Here is a 20,594-nt window from a genome sequence, read left to right on the forward strand (position 1 = left end):
TCAATAGGTCGGAAAATTTCTAAATTGACTTGGCCGAACTCGGTCATTTGTTTCATGGTTTGTGTTGTGCGCGATTTACGAGATTGTGCAGAAATGGTATGATGATATTGTCAATGATTTACATAAGAGGGAGTGAAGTAGCAACGATGAAAAAGAACAAATTTTTAATTGGAATGACGCTTATTGCTTCAATCATTATTATTTCTATGATATTTTGGGAGCCTACGGATGATGATACGACAGAGGCAAGCAAGCTCAACGTACCTAAGGTTGAAAATCCGTTTTTCTTAAAAGGAAACGCTTATATTTCCCTGCATCAAGGCGAGACCTTTTCGCTAAGTTTGCCGTTTTTATTTGGCGATTCGAGTATCGGTAAGATTTCTGCAGTTACTTTTGATACGGGTGAAGTGGAAGCTGAGGTAGGCGAAGTAAACGAAACGAGGAATCAGTATGGAAAGGCTGGACTTGGTTATTTGAACTTGGATATTAAAATCAATAAAGCTGGGATTTTCAAGGCGCAGAAAATGACGCTTATTTCAGGGGAATCATCGGTAACTGTTGCTATCGGCAAGCTAATATTCGATGTAGACAATGACGCACCGCCCGCAAACCTCGAATTTTCCGGTGCTGCCGCCCAAACGGCGATGAATGAATATACATTGGCTGTGCAGAATAACGATAAATCAGCGGATGTAACCATTAAAAGCGTTACAGCAGAACTTGCCGCGATGCATCTTCATACACTTACTACATCCGTTCCAGCAGGCAAATCTGTCTCCCGCACGTTAACGTTGAGTGGCGATCCAGAGCGCTACGCTTGGTATGTTTTGAAACCAAAAGTTGTTTATGTTATCGCAGGCCATGAAAAAATGACGTCAGGATATCCGACAATCCTGCAACCAGGCGAATGGTCTCAAGAAAATGTTGATAGTATATTTGAAAATAAGGCCGATTCAGAGTATAAATAGAACCTGTAGAATGAGGCATGTCACGTTGATGTGCCTCATTCTACAGGTTTTTTATTTACGTTTTGCTTTCGTTTCAAAATCATCCGTTAAGACGCCTTCGTAATAGCGAACTTTAATCGGATCTTTGTTTAATTCCTTCAAATATTGGCGCAGCGTCCGGGCTTCGCGTTCGTTTGCAAATGAGAGAACCGTACCTGCTTTGCCCATCCGCCCTGTTCGACCAGAACGATGTGTATATTGTTTCGCATCCATCGCCACATCACAATGGATCACGAACGGTAAATCGGGGATGTCCAAGCCACGCGCAGCAACGTCAGTTACAACCAAATACGTCAATTCTGCTTTTTTGAAGGCTGCTAAGTATTTTTTTGCGCTTTTCTTTGTCGACTTCTCCGTGAATTCCCGCTGCGGCAACTCCGTCATACTGCAATTTCTCCAAAATGATATCCATCCGAACTTTATCTTTCACGAAAACGAGCGCATGCATGCCTTCCACATTCGATATCCGACGCAGTAAAATCGCCTTGTCACGCGGCTGCTCAACATCCATATACAGATGGTTCACGTTGGCGTTGCTTTCCTCGGCTTTCGCTTCGATTATAAGCGGCTCGATTTCGCTGTTGCGATAAAACATCATCGGATCGTCCAATTTCGTCGCGGATGCCATCACTAATTGACGGTCACGCATCGCGCTATTCACGATTTCAAGCACCGTCGGAACATTTTCACGAATCAAAAGTTGATCACATTCGTCCAGCGTAATCATTTTAACTTCATGCATCTTGATTTTCTTCTGTTTAATCAGCTCCAAAACCCGACCTGGCGAGCCAACGATGACTTGCGGTTTCTTTTTAAGATTATCGATTTGGCGTTTGATGTTGGCGCTGCCGATGATGCCTACGACTTTCAGACCAGCTGGTAACCATGAACGGACAACATCCGCGATCTGCATCACTAATTCGTGTGATGGCGCTAAAATAAGCCATTGCGTATGCGGTTTTACTTCCAATTTTTCGATGGCAGATAGCGAATAGGCCACTGTTTTCCCCGTTCCTGTTGGCGAAACTGCGATGACATCTTTGCCCTCTTTAATCGGCGTGTATAATTGCTGCTGGATTTCGGTCATTTCCTCATAATTGTGGGCTTTCCACTGCTCAGCCCAGATTTCAGGTACTTCTTTTATTGTCATAATAAACTCCTTTTTCCCTCTAAAATTCGATAGTACCATCATACCACGTTTCCCTGAAATCAACAAAACCAGACAATTCGCATCATCTGGTTTCAAAAATACTATTTCTCGACTTTGTACCAAATACCATTTTGATGGCGCAAGTCGTTGGAGATTTGTAGTACTGCTTTGCTTAAGTCTTCAAGGTCTTCATACGCCAAGGTATCGTTATCCTTGATGATCCTGGCAAACTCGGTCGCTTCGAATTCCATGTCGTTTGGAATCGTTGACATCGCGAGTTCCTCGATTTCTTTCGTGTGGTTATCGGCGTATTGGATGCTCTGAATGCCCGTCAATGGGTCGATTACAAGCGTGCCTTTTTCGCCGTATATTTCGCTCGGTAGGAAAGATTGCGACATTTTAGCTTGCAAAATCGTCACCGTGAAATCTGGATATTCAAAAATAACTGGGCCACCGCCGTCAACGCCTGTGCGCAGTTTCGTCGCGAAATACGTCGCCTTTTCAGGAACACCGAACAGCGCAACCGCCGTGTACATCGGATAAACGCCCAAATCAACTAACGAACCGCCTGAAAATTGGAGCGAGAAAATGTTCGGTTCTTCGCCAGCAAGCACGTTATCATAACGCGAGGAATAGTTCATGTACGCGAGCGTGGCGCCGTGAAGTCTCCCTACTTTTTGGATACTGTCTTGTAATATTTTGAAGTTCGGTTCTTGAATATGACGCGCCGCTTCGAAAAGATAGACGCCGTTTTCCTTTGCAACTTTATGCGCACCTTCCAGTTCTGCAACTGTTGAAAAAATCGGTTTTTCGACGATGACATGTTTTTTGTGGCGTAAAAATTGTAACGCGTGTTCGTAATGCATCGCGTTTGGCGACGCAATATAGACCGCATCAATAACGTCTGAACTGGCCATCATGTCGATATCGTCAAAATAGTTTTCTACTTTATATTTTTCACCAAAGGCATAGGCTTTTTCCAGTGTGCGAGAATAAACCGCGTTCATTTCCCATTCACCCGAGTTAATCGCGCCCTCCACAAATGCGTCTGTAATCCAATTCGTTCCCATAATACCAAGCTTCATAACAAAACTTCCCTTCTTCATGTGTTCTCCCCTCTAGTATAGCGGAAAATCGGAAAATTTGCGAAGAGATTGGCTAGGCATTTGCAAAATCATGATTCATAAAATCCACCAGTGTAAAATTGCTATTTTCATATTCAAATTTCAGGATACAGCAGTTTTTCAAGCCAGTAATCGGTCCAATCTTGCTGTTTGCTTCCCAATTTCGAGCGAACTGGGCACAAGCGGCACCGTGAGAAACGGCCAAAACGACATCGTGGTCCTCTTGGTTCATGATAGACTCCATCGTTTCGACAAGTCGCGCGCGGAAATCCATTTCTCGTTCGCCACCAAACCCTGCGAAAAAATTGCCATATGGGAGCGGCGGATTCAAGTCCTCACTTTCGCCCTCGAATGTGCCAAAGTTCCATTCTTTCAACCCTTTTAGGCGTGTATATGGCATATCGGTAATCAGTTCTAGCGTGTCGCAAGCTCGTTCGGATGTGGAGCTGTATGCCGCGCCGCATGTGATTCCCTCCTTTTTGAAATAATCTCCCGCAACTTTCGCTTGGTAAATGCCGAGTTCCGTTAGTGGTGCATCGCAGAAACCTTGGATCTTTTTCCGCACGTTGAATAGTGTTTGACCGTGACGCATAAGATAAAGTGTTTTTTTCATTCGTTTTCTCCTTCTGGTATGATTTCATTGAGACAATTTAGCGCGGTCAACGTCCTTGGATAGCCAATAAACGGGAGCAGAATGGTAATCGTGTCAATCATCAATTGCTTGTCATTTCCAATTTGGATATTGTTTGCGATATGCCCTTTCAATTGCTGATCAGCTCCGCCCATCGAAGCGAGCATCGTGAAAATCAATAATTCGCGTTCGTTCTCATCTAAGCCGCCCCGCGTAAAATAGTCGCCAAAGCAGTTGTCCGCTAAAAATACAGCGAAATGTTTCTGGTTTTCAGGCATCGTGGCGCGCATTTTGTCAACCTTGTCCCCCGCTACACGTCTGATGGCCTCCGAACCTTTTTCATATCTGGTTTCAGGGGTCGTCGTGGATTGACCTTCGAGTGGCAAGGGGACACCTCTTTCTATCAGGACATCGTTGGTTACTTGCGAAAAATCGAATACGTTTCCGAGCCCGACGTATGGTACAGCTTGGTAGACGATTTCTTTTGCCTCAATTGGTGTCACGCCGATATGAAGCGCCGCATTTAGCATGATTTTGTACTCACTCACGCATTGCATCGCGATCAGTGCAGCGAGCGTCACTTTCATGCGTTGTTTGATCGTCAGTTTCGTATATTGCAAAACTTCATCAAACGCAAAATTATCGAAAAGTGCGATGAATTCCGGGTCCGTTTCTTTTAATGTTGATGTGTGATTTGGAAATAATTGATCGTGGTTGGCTTGTGCGGTTTTACTAATAGACATTTGCAATTCCTCCCTTATTATTCTATATAGGAAGTCTAAACCCTGAAGTGGACTCCAAGTCAAGTTTGGACAATCAGAAAAATGGCACACTAAAAAAACTACCCTTGTGCGCGTAACTTTGAGGTTACTGCACAATGATAGTTTTGAAATTTTTATGAAATTAATCTTTCTTTTTCGTAAATACATAAATGATGCACGAAATGATTCCGAGAAAGACTAGTACTACTTTATATATCATAATTGTAAACAGATCTGTTCATACTTGTTTTTTCTTTTTTCATATCGATCCCACCTTTATGTCTTGATTGCATTATTTTTTGGGCTTGCTTTGAATGAAGAGCTTCTTTATCCAGATTACACAATACCAAGGGAAAACGCAACAAAAAGATTTTTCTGTGGTTTAGATTGCTGGGTGGAAGCGGATTAGGGGTAAATTGGATGCGTAATGCGTGTTGTGGTTTATGTTTCCTATTGTTTAGATAAAAACTTCTGTTTGCGGTGATTACCTTAAATGAAACAGGCTGATTTACATTACTTAGATAAAAACATCCGATTTACTCAAAGATGCTGGCATTCCGCATCTAAGGATATCTAGCTCACGAATCATTTTTATGGCCAAGAACATGTCTGGAACTTCCAAAGTTTTAGTTAGACTTTCATCAGCGAAATGAGTCTTTTTTGGCAGCTCTCACAACATATTCGCCCTACAACTAGAAGCTACAGCCTCATAATCATCTTTTAGAAACTCCTGCACCTTTTTCCGCTTCTCTCCAAACTCGCTAGCAACCATGACACCCGCGTGAGATTCAAAAGAATATCTTAATTTGTCATTCAAACGTTGCCCTTCATATCCCAATATCTCGAATTTATCCATGCCTTTATGCAACAACTGTTTGCCCTCCTCTGCTATGCTTTCCGCGTCTCGGTATAACTCTTGGTACAGTTGCGTTCGCTGGAGCTGCTTCTCAAATTCTGTTTTCATCCCCGTTAAATTATCAGCAATTGCTTTGCTACCCTCTGCCAGGGCTTTCTTAATATCTTGGTCTAATTGTTGTATTTCTTTCTGAAAATCAATCATCCCGTTTTCTCCCTTTCTACGCTCAAGAATGCATCATGGACGATAAGTCTATCCTTAAAATACGAGCTAATTCTCCGTCGTTTCTCTCAATGGAATTTCCTGCATCTACAACGCGTCTTCCAAAGTCTTGCCATGCCACTTTTTCATGCTTCAATTGTTCTAAAACATTTTCTAGCATAGCCACATCAAAAACCACTGGCACGCCATTCGACCTACTTTGAGTAACATCACGAAGGGCATCTTCGATTTCATATTCCGTTAGTAAATGTAAATCCCCCGATAATCTACCTATATATTTTCTTTTTAGCTCTCGCATACGGAGTTCTTGCTCACTTCTGAAAAATGTAAGAAACCGCTCTACATCGCTCAAACAATCCGTTCCGATTTGCTGAATAGATGTACCAATCCGACGAATATCGTCCGGTTTATACAGCATTTCGGCGGAACCATTAGCGCCAAAACATCCTTCAAATGTTCCAACTAAATGCCCGCCAATTCCCGCTTTATCTAAAAGAGACGCTGATTGATTGCGTTCCATGAAATATGTAGGATAGAAAAGTAGCGCATTAGGTGGCAGGGAACCAACCACATCGTCCTTATGTCTTAAATCTTTAATAAGATTCCAATAGTCCCCTTTTTTTTGCTTTTGTTTGCTCGGCGTCCGTTAATTTATGATATGCTCGTGCTGCGGCGAAAGTGGTGGCAGGTTTTGTATGCTTTACGGCTTCATATTGTGCTAAAGCACCACCCAAAGAATGTCCTGTGAAACTGTAGTCCCTTACATCATATTTTTTCAGCGTAGCATGAACAAAGCGATCGTAATCATCAAATTGGCCTTTGGTCTTGGACGATAACAACCCTACATCCGCTTTTACATCTTTTAGCTTGGTTGGTTCCGTACCACGACTGACAAAAACCATAGTATCATAGGATTTTGCTTTGCCAGCTTTGAAATTTCTATATTCCTTTAATGGAACAAATGCCACGGCTTGCAAACCACTTTCCTTGCTATTAATAGAGTTTGCAGCAACAAACTGCCCTTCGCCTATACTTATCCGCGTACCTTTATCCAAATATTTATCATCATACACCAACTGGGACAGCTTAAAATAACTCTCATCCGTTAATTTCATTTCTCTTTGCCTCCTTTTTCTGGTAGAATTATGATGAGGTGAATACATATGAAGAAAATTCTAATCATAACTGCACTAGTTCTTTTTATTATTATATCAGGAGGATGCCAAAATATGAAACAAGATGCTAAAAAAAGTCCAAGAAAACGTCAGAAAATCAGACACTTATGCACGCCCCAAAAAACAAAATATTGAGCTCTATCTAAAATACAATTATAGAGATATTGAAAATGTAAAATTGACCGATGTAGAAGAAACACCGATGGGGAAACTTATAAATGGTTACGTCAATGACAACACCAAACTATTTTTTACAGCTACCATATCAGGAGATACATTTGATAACGGTATCGGGTTATCTGGAGAATTAGGGGATTTAGCAAAATACGACAAAGATAAGTCTGTTACTGAAATAAAGGATGAACAAAACACAAAATAAAACTTTCAAAACATGGCCTGGAGCTTGGAAGCCAGAGTGACGACTTATATTCAAAACACCCTAGCTGTTCGCGCAGCTAAGGTGTTTGAATATATCCATGACTGTATTATTTTTACATTATTTAAATATGTCACAAGTACTCCGTTCTTTCCAGCTATTAGAAGCATTTACTTGCAGTTGGTTATATTTAGGAATACCTAATCTAATATTTCGATTATTTTACTGCGAAATGAAAACAAAGCTTCTTCCTCTTCTAGTAGCTCCTGCTCCTTTGCTTCCATTTCTTCTATCTCCGTATCAAATTGTTTTCGGAATTTCTGTAACGTATGGCGATGACTCGCTTGCTCTTCATGAAGGAACCCTTCCATCTGCAGGAGTGATTCTGCCCCGTGAATGGCTGCGTCTATTTTATTCGTGGCTTCTTCGGACATAGGAAAGAAAGTATCTCTGAATTCCTTCTTTTTTTGAAGTTGTAAGGTTAATATTTGCTGTTTTAAGCTATTCTTCTGTATGGATCGATGGACCTCTTCTAACTGATTTTCTTGGCTCACTTGCTTATTTAATTGTATTCTTTCATACTGCCCATTCACAATTTCAATCACTATCCCACCGATTTCGTTAGCTACATCATCAGCCACCTCTTTTAAAGAAAATATGTACTCCAAATCTATCTCCACTATTGGAACATCTGCCGGAATCATAAAAAGTGGCTGATTTGGATCATCCAGCCATTTCATAAAAATTTGATTGTCTACCATTACAATATATTGCCTTGGCACATGTTGTCCCTTTGTACCTTTTCTCATGTCTACTTTCATCCGTGAAAACCCCCTTTACTTATTTGACTACTCCTCGCCACTTCCATAATCCGACGTCCATCCCTCTCCGTTTTCCCGCTACTGTAAATCGTTCAAAGCACGCACTGAACTTCACTTTATCCAACATGGGTTCTTGGCCACTTCCAATCGTCGTTTCATATAGATACGCGTTTTCTTGTTGCTCAATCACGATGGAACGGCCGGAAGGTTGTATCCCCGATGTGATATCAAGAACTTGAAAGTGGGTATTTACATTACTTAGATAAAAACTATGAAAAAGTTCAACATCTGATTCCAGATCATATATTTACATTTCACATTACTTAGATAAAAACTTAACCTATAAGGTGGTATAAATTCACACCCTAGATATTCACATTTCACATTACTTAGATAAAAACCCGTTGTCGTCTATCTCTCGTTTTGTAATGATGCCTATTTACATTTCACATTACTTAGATAAAAACATAGCCCAAATACTTCCGCTTATTCCTCTGTACTTTATTTACATTTCACATTACTTAGATAAAAACTCTTCGACAATATTGTGCAAGATGAAGAGCCTACGCTATTTACATTTCACATTACTTAGATAAAAACAAAGTTAAGACGTTTTAAAATAATATTTAGAGGAGTATTTACATTTCACATTACTTAGATAAAAACGGGGTAGATAAAAATGGAAAACACATTTCAAAAATTATTTACATTTCACATTACTTAGATAAAAACCTCATATAATTCGACTTTTAAAATTCGCACTTCCATATTTACATTTCACATTACTTAGATAAAAACCATTTTCATAACTCGGTACCCATCAAAATCAAGCTCATTTACATTTCACATTACTTAGATAAAAACTGTTGTTTGTGTGACGTCACTGACTACCAAGTTAGTATTTACATTTCACATTACTTAGATAAAAACAAAATGACAATCCGATCTGCGTACTGCTCATCTGTATTTACATTTCACATTACTTAGATAAAAACGTTAACAAAGAAACACGAAATACCCAGCATCACAAATTTACATTTCACATTACTTAGATAAAAACCGAACGCTGCCGTTTTGTCTGGGAAGTTGTTGCAGAATTTACATTTCACATTACTTAGATAAAAACGAGTCCATCGAGACGATGAAAGAGATCATGGACGAGATTTACATTTCACATTACTTAGATAAAAACACCGCCCTTACGGTTGGTGGCAGTGCCATTTCCAATATTTACATTTCACATTACTTAGATAAAAACTTTTTGCATAGAACTTATTGAAGTTTTCCCAGAATTCTATTTACATTTCACATTACTTAGATAAAAACATTCATTGAAAATAAGCGACAGTTTTCCACTTTATCATTTACATTTCACATTACTTAGATAAAAACATACTTTCTTCCTTCTGCTGTGTCTTTTTGGGGACTATTTACATTTCACATTACTTAGATAAAAACCCCGTGCTATTTCAGCCCTACTCCCATCATACCTCAAGAGCCCATTTCTGTCGACCGATAGCAAAATGGACTTTTTCACCGATATAACCTTACATTCACTTCTTGCAAAACCCGCTTAAACCCTTTCATACCAGTCACTAAAGAAAATCTGTCGATGTCCTGTAGTTTTTACGCTACTGGAGGTCGACAGATTTTTGAGCCTTCTTTGTTTATTATGGTAAAAACGTCTCGCCCATGAGGTAGAAATCGACTTCTCGTGCGGCTTCGCGTCCTTCATTAATCGCGGTCACGACTAAGCTTTGGCCGTATCTTGCGTCACCACATGCGAAGATTCCTTCTACGTCGGTACGGTAAAAACCTTTTGCTGCTTCGATCGTGTGGCGTTTTGTTTTGCCTACTTTGAAATCTTGAAAAACGGATGGTGTGGCACCGGCGAATCCAATCGCGATTAGCACCATGTCGGCATCCCATATTTTCTCGGAGCCTGGAACTTCGTGGAGGTTGCGTTCTGCGTCGACATGGTCAACATCGATGGTGCGCAATCCCGTAAGTTCTCCTTTTTCATTTTTGATGAATTCAGTGGAGCTAACTAAGTATTGACGTGGATCATCGCCGTAAACCGCTTGGGCTTCGCTGTGTGCGTAATCCATTTGGAATACTTTTGGAAATTGTGGCCATGGGTTTTGGATAGCACGCAGGTCTGGGAGTTTGTCGCGTAAGCCGAATTGGTAAATGCTTTTCGCGCCTTGTCTTAGAGCTGTGGCTACGCAATCTGCGCCTGTGTCACCGCCTCCGATGACGATGACGTTTTTGCCTTCTGCGGACAGGCTTTGGACGCCTTTGTTATCTAGGTTGTCTTTGATGCTTTGCGTGAGGTAGTCGACTGCGAAATGGATGCCTTTTGCGTCGCGGCCTGGAAGCTTGACGTCGCGGGCATTTCCGGCGCCGGTTGCCAGCACGACGGAATCATATTCTTTTTTTAATTGCGCCATCGTGATGTCTTTTCCGGCTTCGACATTGGTCACGAACTCGACGCCTTCTTCGGCCATCAGGTTGACGCGACGGTTAATCGAGTCTTTTTCAAGTTTCATCGTCGGGATGCCGTACATAAGCAAGCCACCGATCCGGTCGCTTTTTTCAAAAACAGTGACGTTGTGGCCGGCTTTGTTTAGTTGGTCGGCGCACGCGAGTCCTGCTGGGCCAGAGCCAATAATGGCGATGCGTTTCCCGGTTCTTTTTTGCGGTGCTTGGGCTTGGATCCAGCCTTCTTCAAAACCGCGGTCGATAATCGCTTTTTCGATCGATTTGATGCCGACTGCTGGTTCAGAAATCGCGACGGTGCAGGAGCCTTCGCATGGTGCTGGGCAAACACGGCCAGTGAACTCTGGGAAATTATTTGTTTTTAAAAGGAGATCTAAGGCTTCGCGCCATTCTCCGCGGTACACGGCGTCGTTCCACTCGGGAATCAGGTTGTGTAGCGGGCAGCCAGATACGCCGTTTTTGATTTCTTCACCTGTGTGGCAAAATGGTACGCCGCAATCCATGCAACGCGCGGCTTGTATTTGTAAATCGGCGACGGGCATTGGTAAACTGTATTCGTTCCAGTCGCGCGTCCGTGTGAGTGGATCGCGTACTGGGCTTGGAATTCGGTCATATTCGATAAATCCTGTCGGTTTTCCCATTGTCTTTCAGCTCCTTTCCTATTTCGTTACTTCCACTAGTAATCCGTCTTTGTGCTCGTAAAATGCTTGAAGTTCTGCAGCATCGTGGGTTTGGCCTTCGCCTTCTAGTTTTCCGATGCGGGTTAGCATGATTTCAAATTCGTTCGGGATGACGTAGACGAAATTCGTGATTTCGCGTTCCCAGTTTGCAAGTAGTTTGCGGGCAAATTCGCTGTCGGTATAGCGCGCGTGATTTTCCACGAGTTCGCGTAGTTTCCGTTCTTCGCGCGGCGTCGTAATCCCTCGACACGTCACGAGTTCTGGATTCACTTTTGCGTTGAAATCGGCTTGGTCTGGGGCGTAAACGTAAGCCACACCACCGGACATCCCTGCTGCAAAATTCTCGCCGGTTTCGCCGAGGACAACCACGGTTCCGCCAGTCATATATTCGCAACCGTTATCGCCAATTCCTTCGACAACCACGTCCGCGCCACTGTTACGAACGGCAAAACGTGCGCCGGCTTTTCCGTGAATGTAAGCTTCGCCGTCTGTTGCACCGTAGAGCGTTACGTTTCCGACAATCGCGGAATCATGCGCTACAATCGGTGTTTTTGCGTCTGGAGATACGATGAGTTTCGCGCCGGATAGCCCTTTTCCGAAGTAATCATTCGCGTCGCCTTCAATGCGCAGCGTCATCCCTTTTGGAGCGAAGGCACCGAAGCTTTGACCAGCGGCACCCGTGAAGGTTAGGTCGATCGTGTCTTCTGGGAGGCCAGCCGCGCCGTATTTCTTGCTGATATAAGAACCGGTAATCGTGCCCACAGCGCGATCGATATTACGAATCGGGAAGCGTCCAGTGACTTTCTCGCCACGTTCAATAGCAGGTGCCACAACGGCTTTCAACTCGCGCATATCAAGCGTTTGGTAGATTTTGTGATCTTGTTCTTTCGTACAAAATTGGACTTGACTTTGGTAGAATTCGTCCGTATATAACATATTGGAAAAGTCGAGATGTTTCGCTTTCCAATGTGATTCCTTGCGTTCATGGGTCTCCAAATATTCTTTGTGCCCGATAATTTCTTCGAGGCTGCGGAAACCAAGTTCGGCCATCGTTTCGCGCATTTCAGCAACAATAAAGTTGAAAAAATTCACGACATAATCTGCGGAACCACCGAATTTTTTACGAAGTTCTGGGTTCTGCGTCGCAACTCCGACGGGACACGTATCCATATGGCACACGCGCATCATCACGCAACCTAGCGTCACAAGCGGCGCCGTCGCAAATCCGTATTCTTCCGCGCCGAGCATTGCGGCAACTAGCACGTCTTTTCCTGTCATTAGTTTTCCATCCGTTTCCACCACGACTTTATTACGCAAGCCGTTCAGCAGCAACGTTTGATGTGTCTCCGCCAAACCGATTTCCCACGGAACACCCGTATGGCGAATACTACTCCGCGCCGCCGCACCCGTTCCGCCTTCATAACCGCTGACCAAGATCACGTCGGCAAATCCTTTCGCAACACCCGCTGCAATCGTGCCAATTCCCGTTTTCGACACGAGTTTCACGTTAATCCGCGCGTCCTTGTTGGCATTTTTCAAGTCAAAAATAAGTTGGGATAAATCCTCGATGGAATAGATATCGTGATGTGGTGGTGGAGAGATGAGCCCTACGCCCGTCGTTGATCCGCGGGTTTTCGAGATCCATGGATACACTTTCTCGCCTGGCAAATGTCCGCCCTCGCCTGGTTTCGCGCCTTGTGCCATCTTGATTTGCAGCTCGTCCGCGTTCACCAAATAGTGGCTCGTTACGCCGAACCGACCAGATGCGACTTGCTTGATCGCGCTCCGACGCCAATCGCCGTTTGCGTCACGCTCGAACCGGTCTGGATTTTCGCCACCTTCACCGCTGTTGCTTTTCCCGCCAATTCGGTTCATCGCGATCGCGAGCGACTCGTGCGCCTCTTGACTGATGGAACCGTAAGACATCGCGCCTGATTTGAAACGTTTGAAAATTGCTTCGGCAGGCTCAACTTCTTCGATTGGAATCGGCTTGCGACCGAGCGAATTAAATGTCAGCAACCCACGAAGGAAAGCATTATTTTGATTCTGCATTAAATCCGAGTATAAATCGTACGTTTCGCGATTATTTTCACGCGTCGCCTGTTGCAACGAATGGATTGCGAGCGGGTTGAAAACATGATATTCGCCGTTCGAGCGCCATTGATATTCGCCACCCGTATTCAGCGTAAACTCTTGGAAACCGATATCGTGAAACGCCTCGCGATGACGCAACCATGACTCCTGCGCAATGACTTCAAGCGGAATCCCGCCGAGTTGCGACGCCGTTCCTGGGAAGTAATCCGCAATCACATCGTTGCCAATGCCAATCGCTTCAAATATCTGCGCGCCCCGATAACTTTGCACGGTAGAAATCCCAATTTTCGACATGACCTTCAAAATCCCGTCCGTAATCGCCTGAATGTAACGCGACTCCGCCTCATCGACCGTAAAGCCTTTGATACGGCCATCTTTGATCAAATTCGTAAACACATCGATCGCCAAGTATGGGAAAATCGCGTCCGCACCGTAGCCAACCAACATCGCACAATGATGCACGTCGCGAGCCTCCGCCGTTTTCACGATCAAACTCACCTTCATCCGCGTCCCACGTTTCACCAAATGATGATGTAGTCCGCTCGTCACAAGCAACGCCGGAATCCCGATAAACTCATCGTTCGTGCCGTCATCCGTAATCACGAGCAACTCCGCGCCAGCCTCAATTTTCGCATCCGCTTCCGCAAAAAGTCGATCCAGTACTTCCGCCAAATTCTCCTTTTCCTCCGCTTTAAACAACGCATTAATGAAGGCTGTCGGTTTCGCAAATTTCTTCTGTAGCGCAATCGAAGCATACTGTTTCCGGGACAAAATCGGCGTCTCTAAACGGATTCGGTTCGCATTTTGCGCCGTCGGGTTTAAAATATTGCCCTCATTTCCAAGCAACGTCATCGTCGAAATAACCGACTCCTCACGCAAACCATCAATCGGCGGATTCGTCACCTGTGCAAACAACTGCTTGAAATAGTTAAATAACAACTGCGGTCGGAAAGAAAGCACAGCAAGCGGCGCATCGTAACCCATCGCCCCCATCGGATCCTTTTTCTCCGTTACCATCGGAATCAAGATTTTGCTCAGCTCGTCCTGCGTATAACCATACGCCCGCTGCAACTTGAAGCAATCCTTCTTATTCAATGAAATATATTCCAAACGATCCTTATCCGTCAACGTCCCAATCTCCGTCAGCTCCGCATCCAGCCATTCACGATACGGCTTTTCCGTCGTCAACTCCGATTTAATCACATCATCCGAAATAATCTCGCCTTTTTCCAAATCAATCAACAACATTGTACCCGCGCCAACCGTCACTTTGCGGATCACTTCCTCCGGCGCAACTGGCACAACGCCCGTCTCCGAAGAATAAATAATCGTGTGGTCTTTCGTCTCATAATAACGCGCAGGACGCAACCCATTCCGGTCCAAAATGGTCCCAATCACGCGCCCGTTCGTAAACGAAATCGACGTCGGCCCATCCCAAGGCTCCATCAGCGTACTGTGGTACTCATAAAACGCCCGCTTCGGATCCGTCATCGCCTTATTTTTATCCCAAGGCTCCGGAATCAACATCATCGCCGCGTGAGGCAACGTCCGCCCCGTCTGCACCAAGAATTCCAACGCATTATCAAGCGTCGCCGAGTCACTTCCATCCTCATCAATGACCGGCAAAAGTTTCGCCAAATCCGCGCCAAACAAATCCGATTCCGCGCGTTTCTCACGAGCCTTCATCCAATTCAAATTCCCGCGCTGCGTATTAATTTCCCCATTATGAATCAAATAACGATACGGATGCGCCCGTTCCCAACTCGGAAACGTATTCGTACTAAAACGTGAATGCACCAGCGCGTAAGCCGACGTATAAGCAGGATCCGCCAAGTCCAAATAATACTGATTAATCTGTTCCGGCGTCAACATCCCTTTAAAAATAACCGTCCGCGTCGACAAACTCGGCACATAAAACGTTTCCGTAATCCGCGCATCGCCCATCGCAAAATTCTCAACCTGTTTCCGAATTAAGTATAATTTGCGCTCAAAAGCTTCCTCATCCAGCGCCTCATCCTTCGCGATAAAAAGTTGATACACAGCCGGTTCCGTTTTTTGCGCACCCAGCCCAACCTTCGTCACATCCGTTGGCAACTTGCGCCATCCTAAGAACGTTTGACCCTCTTGCTCGATAAAACACTCCGTCGCCGCTTGTAAAATTTGACGTTGTGCTGCGTTTTGCGGGAAATTAAACATCCCAACCGCATAATGATATTTTTCAGGTAATACAATATCGATTTGCGCACAAGCATCGCGGAAGAAATCATCCGAAATTTCCAGAAGAATCCCCGCACCATCGCCCGTATCCCCACCAACTTCGCCGCCACGATGCTTCAGCTGGCAAAGCATATGAATTCCCTGCTCGACAATTTTATGCGAAGAACGCCCTTTAATATTCGCTACAAAACCAATACCACAAGCGTCATGTTCATTTTTTGGATCATACAATCCATGTTTTTCAGGCATATTCGTCTGTTTCATCCTAATTCCTCCTCGTGCCTATTTTTTAAGAGTTCAGATAATTCGATCCCCAACTAACTGACCGTAATTATGTATTTCCATCCCGTTCTATATTCTACCCATTATTTTCTAATTTGTAACGTTTTGGTGTAATATCTATTCTAATCCTTTTCATTTATCGAAACAATATATATAATAGAATAAAACGATCTCATTTCGAGATGAATCGGAGGCAAGCAATGGAGTTACGACAATTGAAGTACTTTATCGAAGTGGCGCGCGTGGAACATATGACCCAAGCATCGGAAAATTTACACGTCGCCCAATCTGCCGTCAGTAGACAGATAACAAAACTCGAGGAAGAGCTCGGAATCAAGCTGTTCGACCGGATTGGCCGCAACATGCAACTGACAGCGGTAGGTCAGGATTTCTTGCGCCAAGCCAAAATCGGCTTACAGGAATTGCAAAAGGCCCAGGCAATCGTGGAAGAATACGCCGACCCGACGATTGGCGAGATTCGGATTGGACTTCCAAACTCGATTGCTACAAAAGTTCTGCCAGCCGTTATTTCTGCGTTTCGGGAGAAGTATCCGCAAATCACGTATCGCTTTATGGAAGGTTCGAATCGGGATTTGAAGCAGATGTTAGTGACTGGAGCGCTTGATGTGACGTTTTTATCGCCGGTGCCAGAGGAAGATGACGAGATTATGCCGCATCGCTTTTTTGATGAGAAGTTGAAGTTGATTGTGCCGAGCGGGCATCGGTTGGCTGGGAAACATTCGGTTGCGCTTGCGGATTTGGCTGACGAGAAATTTATTTTGTACCCGCAAGATTTCGATTTGTATCATTTAGTAGAAGATACAGCGCGGATGAAGGGCATTGAGCTCGAGACGATTTTTCAAAGCCGCGATTTCCACACGATTCAGGGGTTAGTTGGCGCTGGGCTTGGAATTAGCATTTTGCCAGAGATGATTTTGGATGGGGCGATATTTAAGGAAACGCGGAGCATTGCGCTGATGGATCAGGAATTGCGGCGGTCGGTTGGGATTATCACGACAAAAAGACGGAACATGTCGCCGTCCGAGAAACTGTTCCGTGATTTTTTGTTGGGGTATTTTGAAGAAGGAAAATAGCATATTAAGATTTCATTTTGTGCAGCATGATACCGAATGGGGCAGTCTTTTTACATCGTTCTAGCATCTCTGCGGATTTTTATTCGTTTCCCCTTTGTTTATACTCATAGGCCAGTGCCCACTTCTTCAGTAAGTATTGATTATTTTTCGTTTTGTTATTCTGCATTTGACTGCTCCTTTAAAATTAGTAACACGATTGATGTTGTAAACTCTCAGACTTCCTTTTTGTACACATATGTATTACAATTTTTATAAAGTAAAGCACATACATCGGAAGGAGTCGTAACCAATGACTACTATCACATTTTGCGTTTCTGATGAAGAAAAAGAATTTATCCAAAGAATGGCCGATTTTAACGGAATATCCATATCTGAACTTAGTCGAAACCAAATTCTAGAAAGCCTAGAAAATCAAATCGACTTAGACTTATACAAAAAAGCACTGCCCGCAGATTATGTGAAAGATGAAAGTATCTCTCTTCAAGAGATGAAAAAGGTACTTGATGTATGAATGATGGCTATCATGAAAGATAACTAAAATGAAGCCCCCATCTCAAGCCAGGGATAGGGGCTTTATTCATTCATTCCATCTCTGATATAGCGCAGAATACACGTTTCGAATTACGAAGCATCCTACCTATTTCCGTTTTAATTGCAAATAGGCCCCCATATAGATATTTGCATAATCCAGATCATATGGAGCATCCCAATTTGGATCTATCCAACCTTTCATATCCTCGTATTCCGGATGATTGGGATTGGACATGACATGATGAATTTCTGCGTAACCAGGTGGGCCCCCACAATCCTCGATAGGATAACCACCCTCAAAAGATAACACTTCTGGATAATTAACTTCATAATTGTCTTTTATTTCTACTACCTGAATATCATGAATCCAATCGTCACCAAAATCATAGACATACTGAAAAACCATTCCTTTTTCCAGATACTGATCAATCTTCGCCCTAGGCTTACGAATCTTTAATTTTGCTAAAAAAGGATTCGGCATTTTCGCTAAATCTTTCACAGATAGCGTTTGATAATATTTTTGTTGCGCCTTCATATCATCATAAACCATATCATCTAAAATTTGTGTTTGCGCCTCGTCTAAAATAAATTCATAAAGATGAGAATCCTCCCATCCCATGGCTGCCTGAATCACACGGTGTAATTGTTCAAAAGTAATTTCTGCTGGCAAAATAACGCGCCGACTTATCCCTGGCTCGCAATCTCGTAATGTAATATCTAATAAGTATGCCTTCATCTTGCACCTCTTTCTAAATAATATATATTAGATATAGTATATCATAGATGGTTATTTCCTTTAACGTGTAAAAATGGCATCTTTGAGTAATCTGAAAACCATTGGGCTGCGACGTTTTTGGATCATGAAAATCAGTTCACTTAATATTATATTCAGTTAGCATGCTTATTCTTAAAATCTCCATTTAAGATTCTTTCTCTAAGCTGCATAACTTTTTCTTCTATTGAATCACGAGTAATACGGAAATCTTCAATCGGACCACCACTTGGATCATCTAAACCCCAGTCTTCTCTATAATTAGCTGGCACATATGGGCATTCCACTCCACACCCCATAGTAATCAAAATATCAAGCTTTTGAGGCATATCTTTTAATAATTTTGGATACTGATCTGAGGTATCCATCCCAACTTCACTCATAACCGCTACTGCTAACGGCTTTACTTCGGGATAATCTTCCGTACCCGCAGAGTAAATTTCACTAATATCACTTAATAATTTATTCCCCCATGCTTCCGCCATCTGTGAACGGCAAGAATTGTGAATACAGATAAACGCAATTTTCATCATTATTTAAGCACCTCTTCATTATTTTAAATTGTTGCTGAATACTTTATTCCTAGTATATATATTCTTGTTTTCTACTAGATTAATGTTTAATTCCATCATTGATTACCATCAGTGGCTCTGTGCTTTATTGTATATTTGGCAAATTTTCTTCTACAGCAATGCAATAAGACTCAATTTTTTGAAGAAGTCCACTGTCATTAAAAGTATATATATCACACGCATTGATACAAGATATTTCATCATTTTTATCAAAAACCGCCAGTCCGTTTATGACAACCTGATGATTTTCCATAATTATATTTTTGATAGTGAATTTTGTAGTGACTGATTTAAAATACACACTTGTTTTCTCGCATTTACTAATTACACTTTCTACTCCTGCTATAGTATCTTCACCAACAATATTCCATTCGATGGAGTCGGATAAGTATGAATATATTTCCTCAAAACGCCCTATTGAAAATGATTCAGCAACTAGCTGTTTATTCACTAAACAAAACCTCCTATTGTCCTCTGATTGATACCCTATACCGTATTATACATAATTAGCAATATTTTGCCTAGTCTATTCACCTTCAAACGAAGCGCTTACATGTATCCGAGAGCAGAAAATCACTTTTCTTGGGTTAATTCATTGGATATAGGTAAAAAAATTCATGATAATTCTGCAGAACTTGATTTTTAAATGTTAAGAAAGCTGCTATACCAAGTCAAGTATATCAAGCCTGAACTATACTTTAGAACCCGAAAAAAGTTTTTTTACGACAAGTACTACTATAAAGATACAACAATAAAATTAGATATTGATTGCGTAAATAATTATCTTTAATCAGTGGAATTGATCCCGTCTACACCGTTTTATACAATAATTCGGACTCATCAGCCAATTTTCAGATCTAAAAGGAAACCTTTTTTGTCATGCGTACTTGATAGCATTTGACAACATGTCATATTCTCCTTTCTTTCTTGCACATAAAATGTCGCGTTTTTGTATTCAATAAACCGGACTAGCGCTAGGAAAAGATCATCCGCAGAATGATGACTAAATTTTTTATTTGCACATCCAACTGAAAAAATCTCCATCACGATTAAAGACTAAATCAAAAACAGCCACATCTTCTCTATACTCAAAAAAAGAATTAATTTCCGACCGTATCCCAACTTCATATTCATGATTAATATTTTTCGCCAACTCCAAAACATCGTCTCTATCCAAACTTGATTTCCCCCTTTAAAAATACTAATCAACGTCTCAATAGTAATTATCAAAATAAATCCGAACTATCTCGTCTATTTCTTCACATAGCCCCGCATTCTCAGGAAGATACGCTAAAAAGAAATGATACACATCCTCATTCTTAGATCTAGCCAACAAGACAAACAATGATTTCGTCAATATCATATCTTTCCTTAAATATTCTAAATGAAAGTAGCCCAATAATAGTACCGTATCAATTTCCTCAGTTCTTGATGCTAAAATCCCAGAAAAATGCACTTCATATCATCAGAATAATCATCACAACAAATAAAATCTACCAAATCTTCTTTCGAGCAATCTTTCTCATAAATCCCTTGCATTACCCTCATCAAATTTTCTCTAGCTTGATTATTATCATTATAATAATCCTCATAAAAACTGGGATAAGCAATCAAATTATGTACATACTCATTTTCGCCTCGCTGTAATACATAACCAGTAAGATCCTCATTGATAACCTTAAAATCAGTCGTTTCATACACCGACAGAGCACCAGCATCATCCACTATTT

The 20,594-nt window shown here is 42.4% G+C and carries 20 protein-coding genes, 1 pseudogene and 1 CRISPR repeat array; of the genes and pseudogenes, 4 read left to right on the forward strand and 17 right to left on the reverse strand.

Annotation, left to right across the window (positions count from 1 at the left end; all coding sequences use genetic code 11):
* Positions 1-146 precede the first annotated feature (146 nt).
* Positions 147-968 (forward strand): hypothetical protein, encoded by an 822-nt coding sequence (locus PCORN_RS12060; RefSeq protein WP_036080900.1) that lies wholly within the window; start codon positions 147-149, stop codon positions 966-968.
* A gap of 81 nt (positions 969-1,049) precedes the next feature.
* Here the strand turns inward: PCORN_RS12060 and PCORN_RS12065 are convergent.
* The 7 genes and pseudogenes from PCORN_RS12065 to PCORN_RS17460 all read right to left on the reverse strand — a co-directional run.
* Positions 1,050-2,157: pseudogene (locus PCORN_RS12065) on the reverse strand (DEAD/DEAH box helicase); the annotation flags it as partial.
* Between the two features lie 101 nt (positions 2,158-2,258).
* Complete coding sequence (locus PCORN_RS12070) at positions 2,259-3,242, reverse strand: Gfo/Idh/MocA family protein (RefSeq protein WP_036080973.1); 984 nt, start codon at positions 3,240-3,242, stop codon at positions 2,259-2,261.
* 73 nt (positions 3,243-3,315) lie between these two features.
* On the reverse strand, positions 3,316-3,894 hold the full coding sequence (locus PCORN_RS12075) for a histidine phosphatase family protein (protein ID WP_036080902.1): 579 nt from the start codon (positions 3,892-3,894) through the stop codon (positions 3,316-3,318).
* Positions 3,891-4,655, reverse strand: a complete 765-nt coding sequence (locus PCORN_RS12080) for a carboxymuconolactone decarboxylase family protein (protein WP_036080905.1) — start codon at positions 4,653-4,655, stop codon at positions 3,891-3,893. Before PCORN_RS12080 ends, PCORN_RS12075 begins: the two co-directional genes overlap by 4 nt.
* 688 nt (positions 4,656-5,343) lie before the next feature.
* A complete protein-coding gene (locus tag PCORN_RS12085) occupies positions 5,344-5,733 on the reverse strand; it encodes a hypothetical protein (protein ID WP_036080907.1) in 390 nt (129 codons plus the stop codon).
* A gap of 22 nt (positions 5,734-5,755) precedes the next feature.
* Positions 5,756-6,271 (reverse strand): hypothetical protein, encoded by a 516-nt coding sequence (locus tag PCORN_RS17455; RefSeq protein ID WP_149024345.1) that lies wholly within the window; start codon positions 6,269-6,271, stop codon positions 5,756-5,758.
* A gap of 73 nt (positions 6,272-6,344) precedes the next feature.
* The gene (locus tag PCORN_RS17460) at positions 6,345-6,866 is read right to left on the reverse strand and encodes a Tle-like phospholipase domain-containing protein (protein WP_051999432.1); all 522 of its coding nucleotides are present in this window, start codon (positions 6,864-6,866) and stop codon (positions 6,345-6,347) included.
* Between the two features lie 124 nt (positions 6,867-6,990).
* Here PCORN_RS17460 and PCORN_RS12095 point away from each other — a divergent pair, with 124 nt between their 5' ends.
* Complete coding sequence (locus tag PCORN_RS12095) at positions 6,991-7,305, forward strand: DUF1433 domain-containing protein (protein WP_051999433.1); 315 nt, start codon at positions 6,991-6,993, stop codon at positions 7,303-7,305.
* A gap of 197 nt (positions 7,306-7,502) precedes the next feature.
* Here the strand turns inward: PCORN_RS12095 and PCORN_RS12100 are convergent, their stop codons facing one another.
* From PCORN_RS12100 to gltB, 4 genes are all read right to left on the reverse strand, one after another.
* The gene (locus PCORN_RS12100) at positions 7,503-8,123 is read right to left on the reverse strand and encodes a hypothetical protein (protein WP_036080910.1); all 621 of its coding nucleotides are present in this window, start codon (positions 8,121-8,123) and stop codon (positions 7,503-7,505) included.
* Between the two features lie 19 nt (positions 8,124-8,142).
* Positions 8,143-8,313 (reverse strand): hypothetical protein, encoded by a 171-nt coding sequence (locus PCORN_RS19840; protein WP_206537447.1) that lies wholly within the window; start codon positions 8,311-8,313, stop codon positions 8,143-8,145.
* 115 nt (positions 8,314-8,428) lie between these two features.
* Positions 8,429-9,581: a CRISPR direct-repeat array (repeat unit 30 nt; unit sequence ATTTACATTTCACATTACTTAGATAAAAAC).
* A gap of 212 nt (positions 9,582-9,793) precedes the next feature.
* Positions 9,794-11,263: a glutamate synthase subunit beta gene (locus PCORN_RS12110; protein ID WP_036080916.1), complete on the reverse strand. Its 1,470-nt coding sequence runs from the start codon at positions 11,261-11,263 to the stop codon at positions 9,794-9,796.
* A gap of 18 nt (positions 11,264-11,281) precedes the next feature.
* On the reverse strand, positions 11,282-15,877 hold the full coding sequence (gene gltB / locus PCORN_RS12115; RefSeq protein WP_036080919.1) for a glutamate synthase large subunit: 4,596 nt from the start codon (positions 15,875-15,877) through the stop codon (positions 11,282-11,284).
* Positions 15,878-16,095: 218 nt separating this feature from the next.
* Here gltB and PCORN_RS12120 point away from each other — a divergent pair, with 218 nt between their 5' ends.
* Both PCORN_RS12120 and relB read left to right on the forward strand, forming a co-directional pair.
* Entirely contained in the window at positions 16,096-16,989 is an 894-nt protein-coding gene (locus PCORN_RS12120) for a LysR family transcriptional regulator (protein WP_036080922.1), read from the forward strand.
* 289 nt (positions 16,990-17,278) lie between these two features.
* A complete protein-coding gene (relB, locus tag PCORN_RS12125; RefSeq protein ID WP_036080925.1) occupies positions 17,279-17,500 on the forward strand; it encodes a type II toxin-antitoxin system RelB family antitoxin in 222 nt (73 codons plus the stop codon).
* 126 nt (positions 17,501-17,626) lie between these two features.
* Here the strand turns inward: relB and PCORN_RS12130 are convergent, their stop codons facing one another.
* The 6 genes from PCORN_RS12130 to PCORN_RS12150 all read right to left on the reverse strand — a co-directional run bounded on the left by PCORN_RS12130 (position 17,627) and on the right by PCORN_RS12150 (position 20,565).
* Positions 17,627-18,256, reverse strand: a complete 630-nt coding sequence (locus PCORN_RS12130) for a plasmid pRiA4b ORF-3 family protein (protein WP_036080928.1) — start codon at positions 18,254-18,256, stop codon at positions 17,627-17,629.
* A gap of 152 nt (positions 18,257-18,408) precedes the next feature.
* A complete protein-coding gene (locus PCORN_RS12135) occupies positions 18,409-18,825 on the reverse strand; it encodes an arsenate reductase ArsC (protein ID WP_036080931.1) in 417 nt (138 codons plus the stop codon).
* Positions 18,826-18,949: 124 nt separating this feature from the next.
* Positions 18,950-19,315 carry a hypothetical protein gene (locus tag PCORN_RS12140; protein WP_036080934.1) on the reverse strand — a complete coding sequence of 122 codons (366 nt, stop codon included), beginning with the start codon at positions 19,313-19,315 and terminating at the stop codon, positions 18,950-18,952.
* 561 nt (positions 19,316-19,876) lie between these two features.
* Positions 19,877-20,041 (reverse strand): hypothetical protein, encoded by a 165-nt coding sequence (locus PCORN_RS19385; protein ID WP_159102583.1) that lies wholly within the window; start codon positions 20,039-20,041, stop codon positions 19,877-19,879.
* A gap of 36 nt (positions 20,042-20,077) precedes the next feature.
* Positions 20,078-20,221, reverse strand: a complete 144-nt coding sequence (locus PCORN_RS19390) for a hypothetical protein (RefSeq protein ID WP_159102584.1) — start codon at positions 20,219-20,221, stop codon at positions 20,078-20,080.
* Positions 20,222-20,298: 77 nt separating this feature from the next.
* Positions 20,299-20,565: a hypothetical protein gene (locus PCORN_RS12150; RefSeq protein WP_149024348.1), complete on the reverse strand. Its 267-nt coding sequence runs from the start codon at positions 20,563-20,565 to the stop codon at positions 20,299-20,301.
* Between the last annotated feature and the right edge of the window lie 29 nt (positions 20,566-20,594).

The organism is Listeria cornellensis FSL F6-0969, from assembly GCF_000525855.1.
Taxonomy (GTDB): domain Bacteria; phylum Bacillota; class Bacilli; order Lactobacillales; family Listeriaceae; genus Listeria_A; species Listeria_A cornellensis.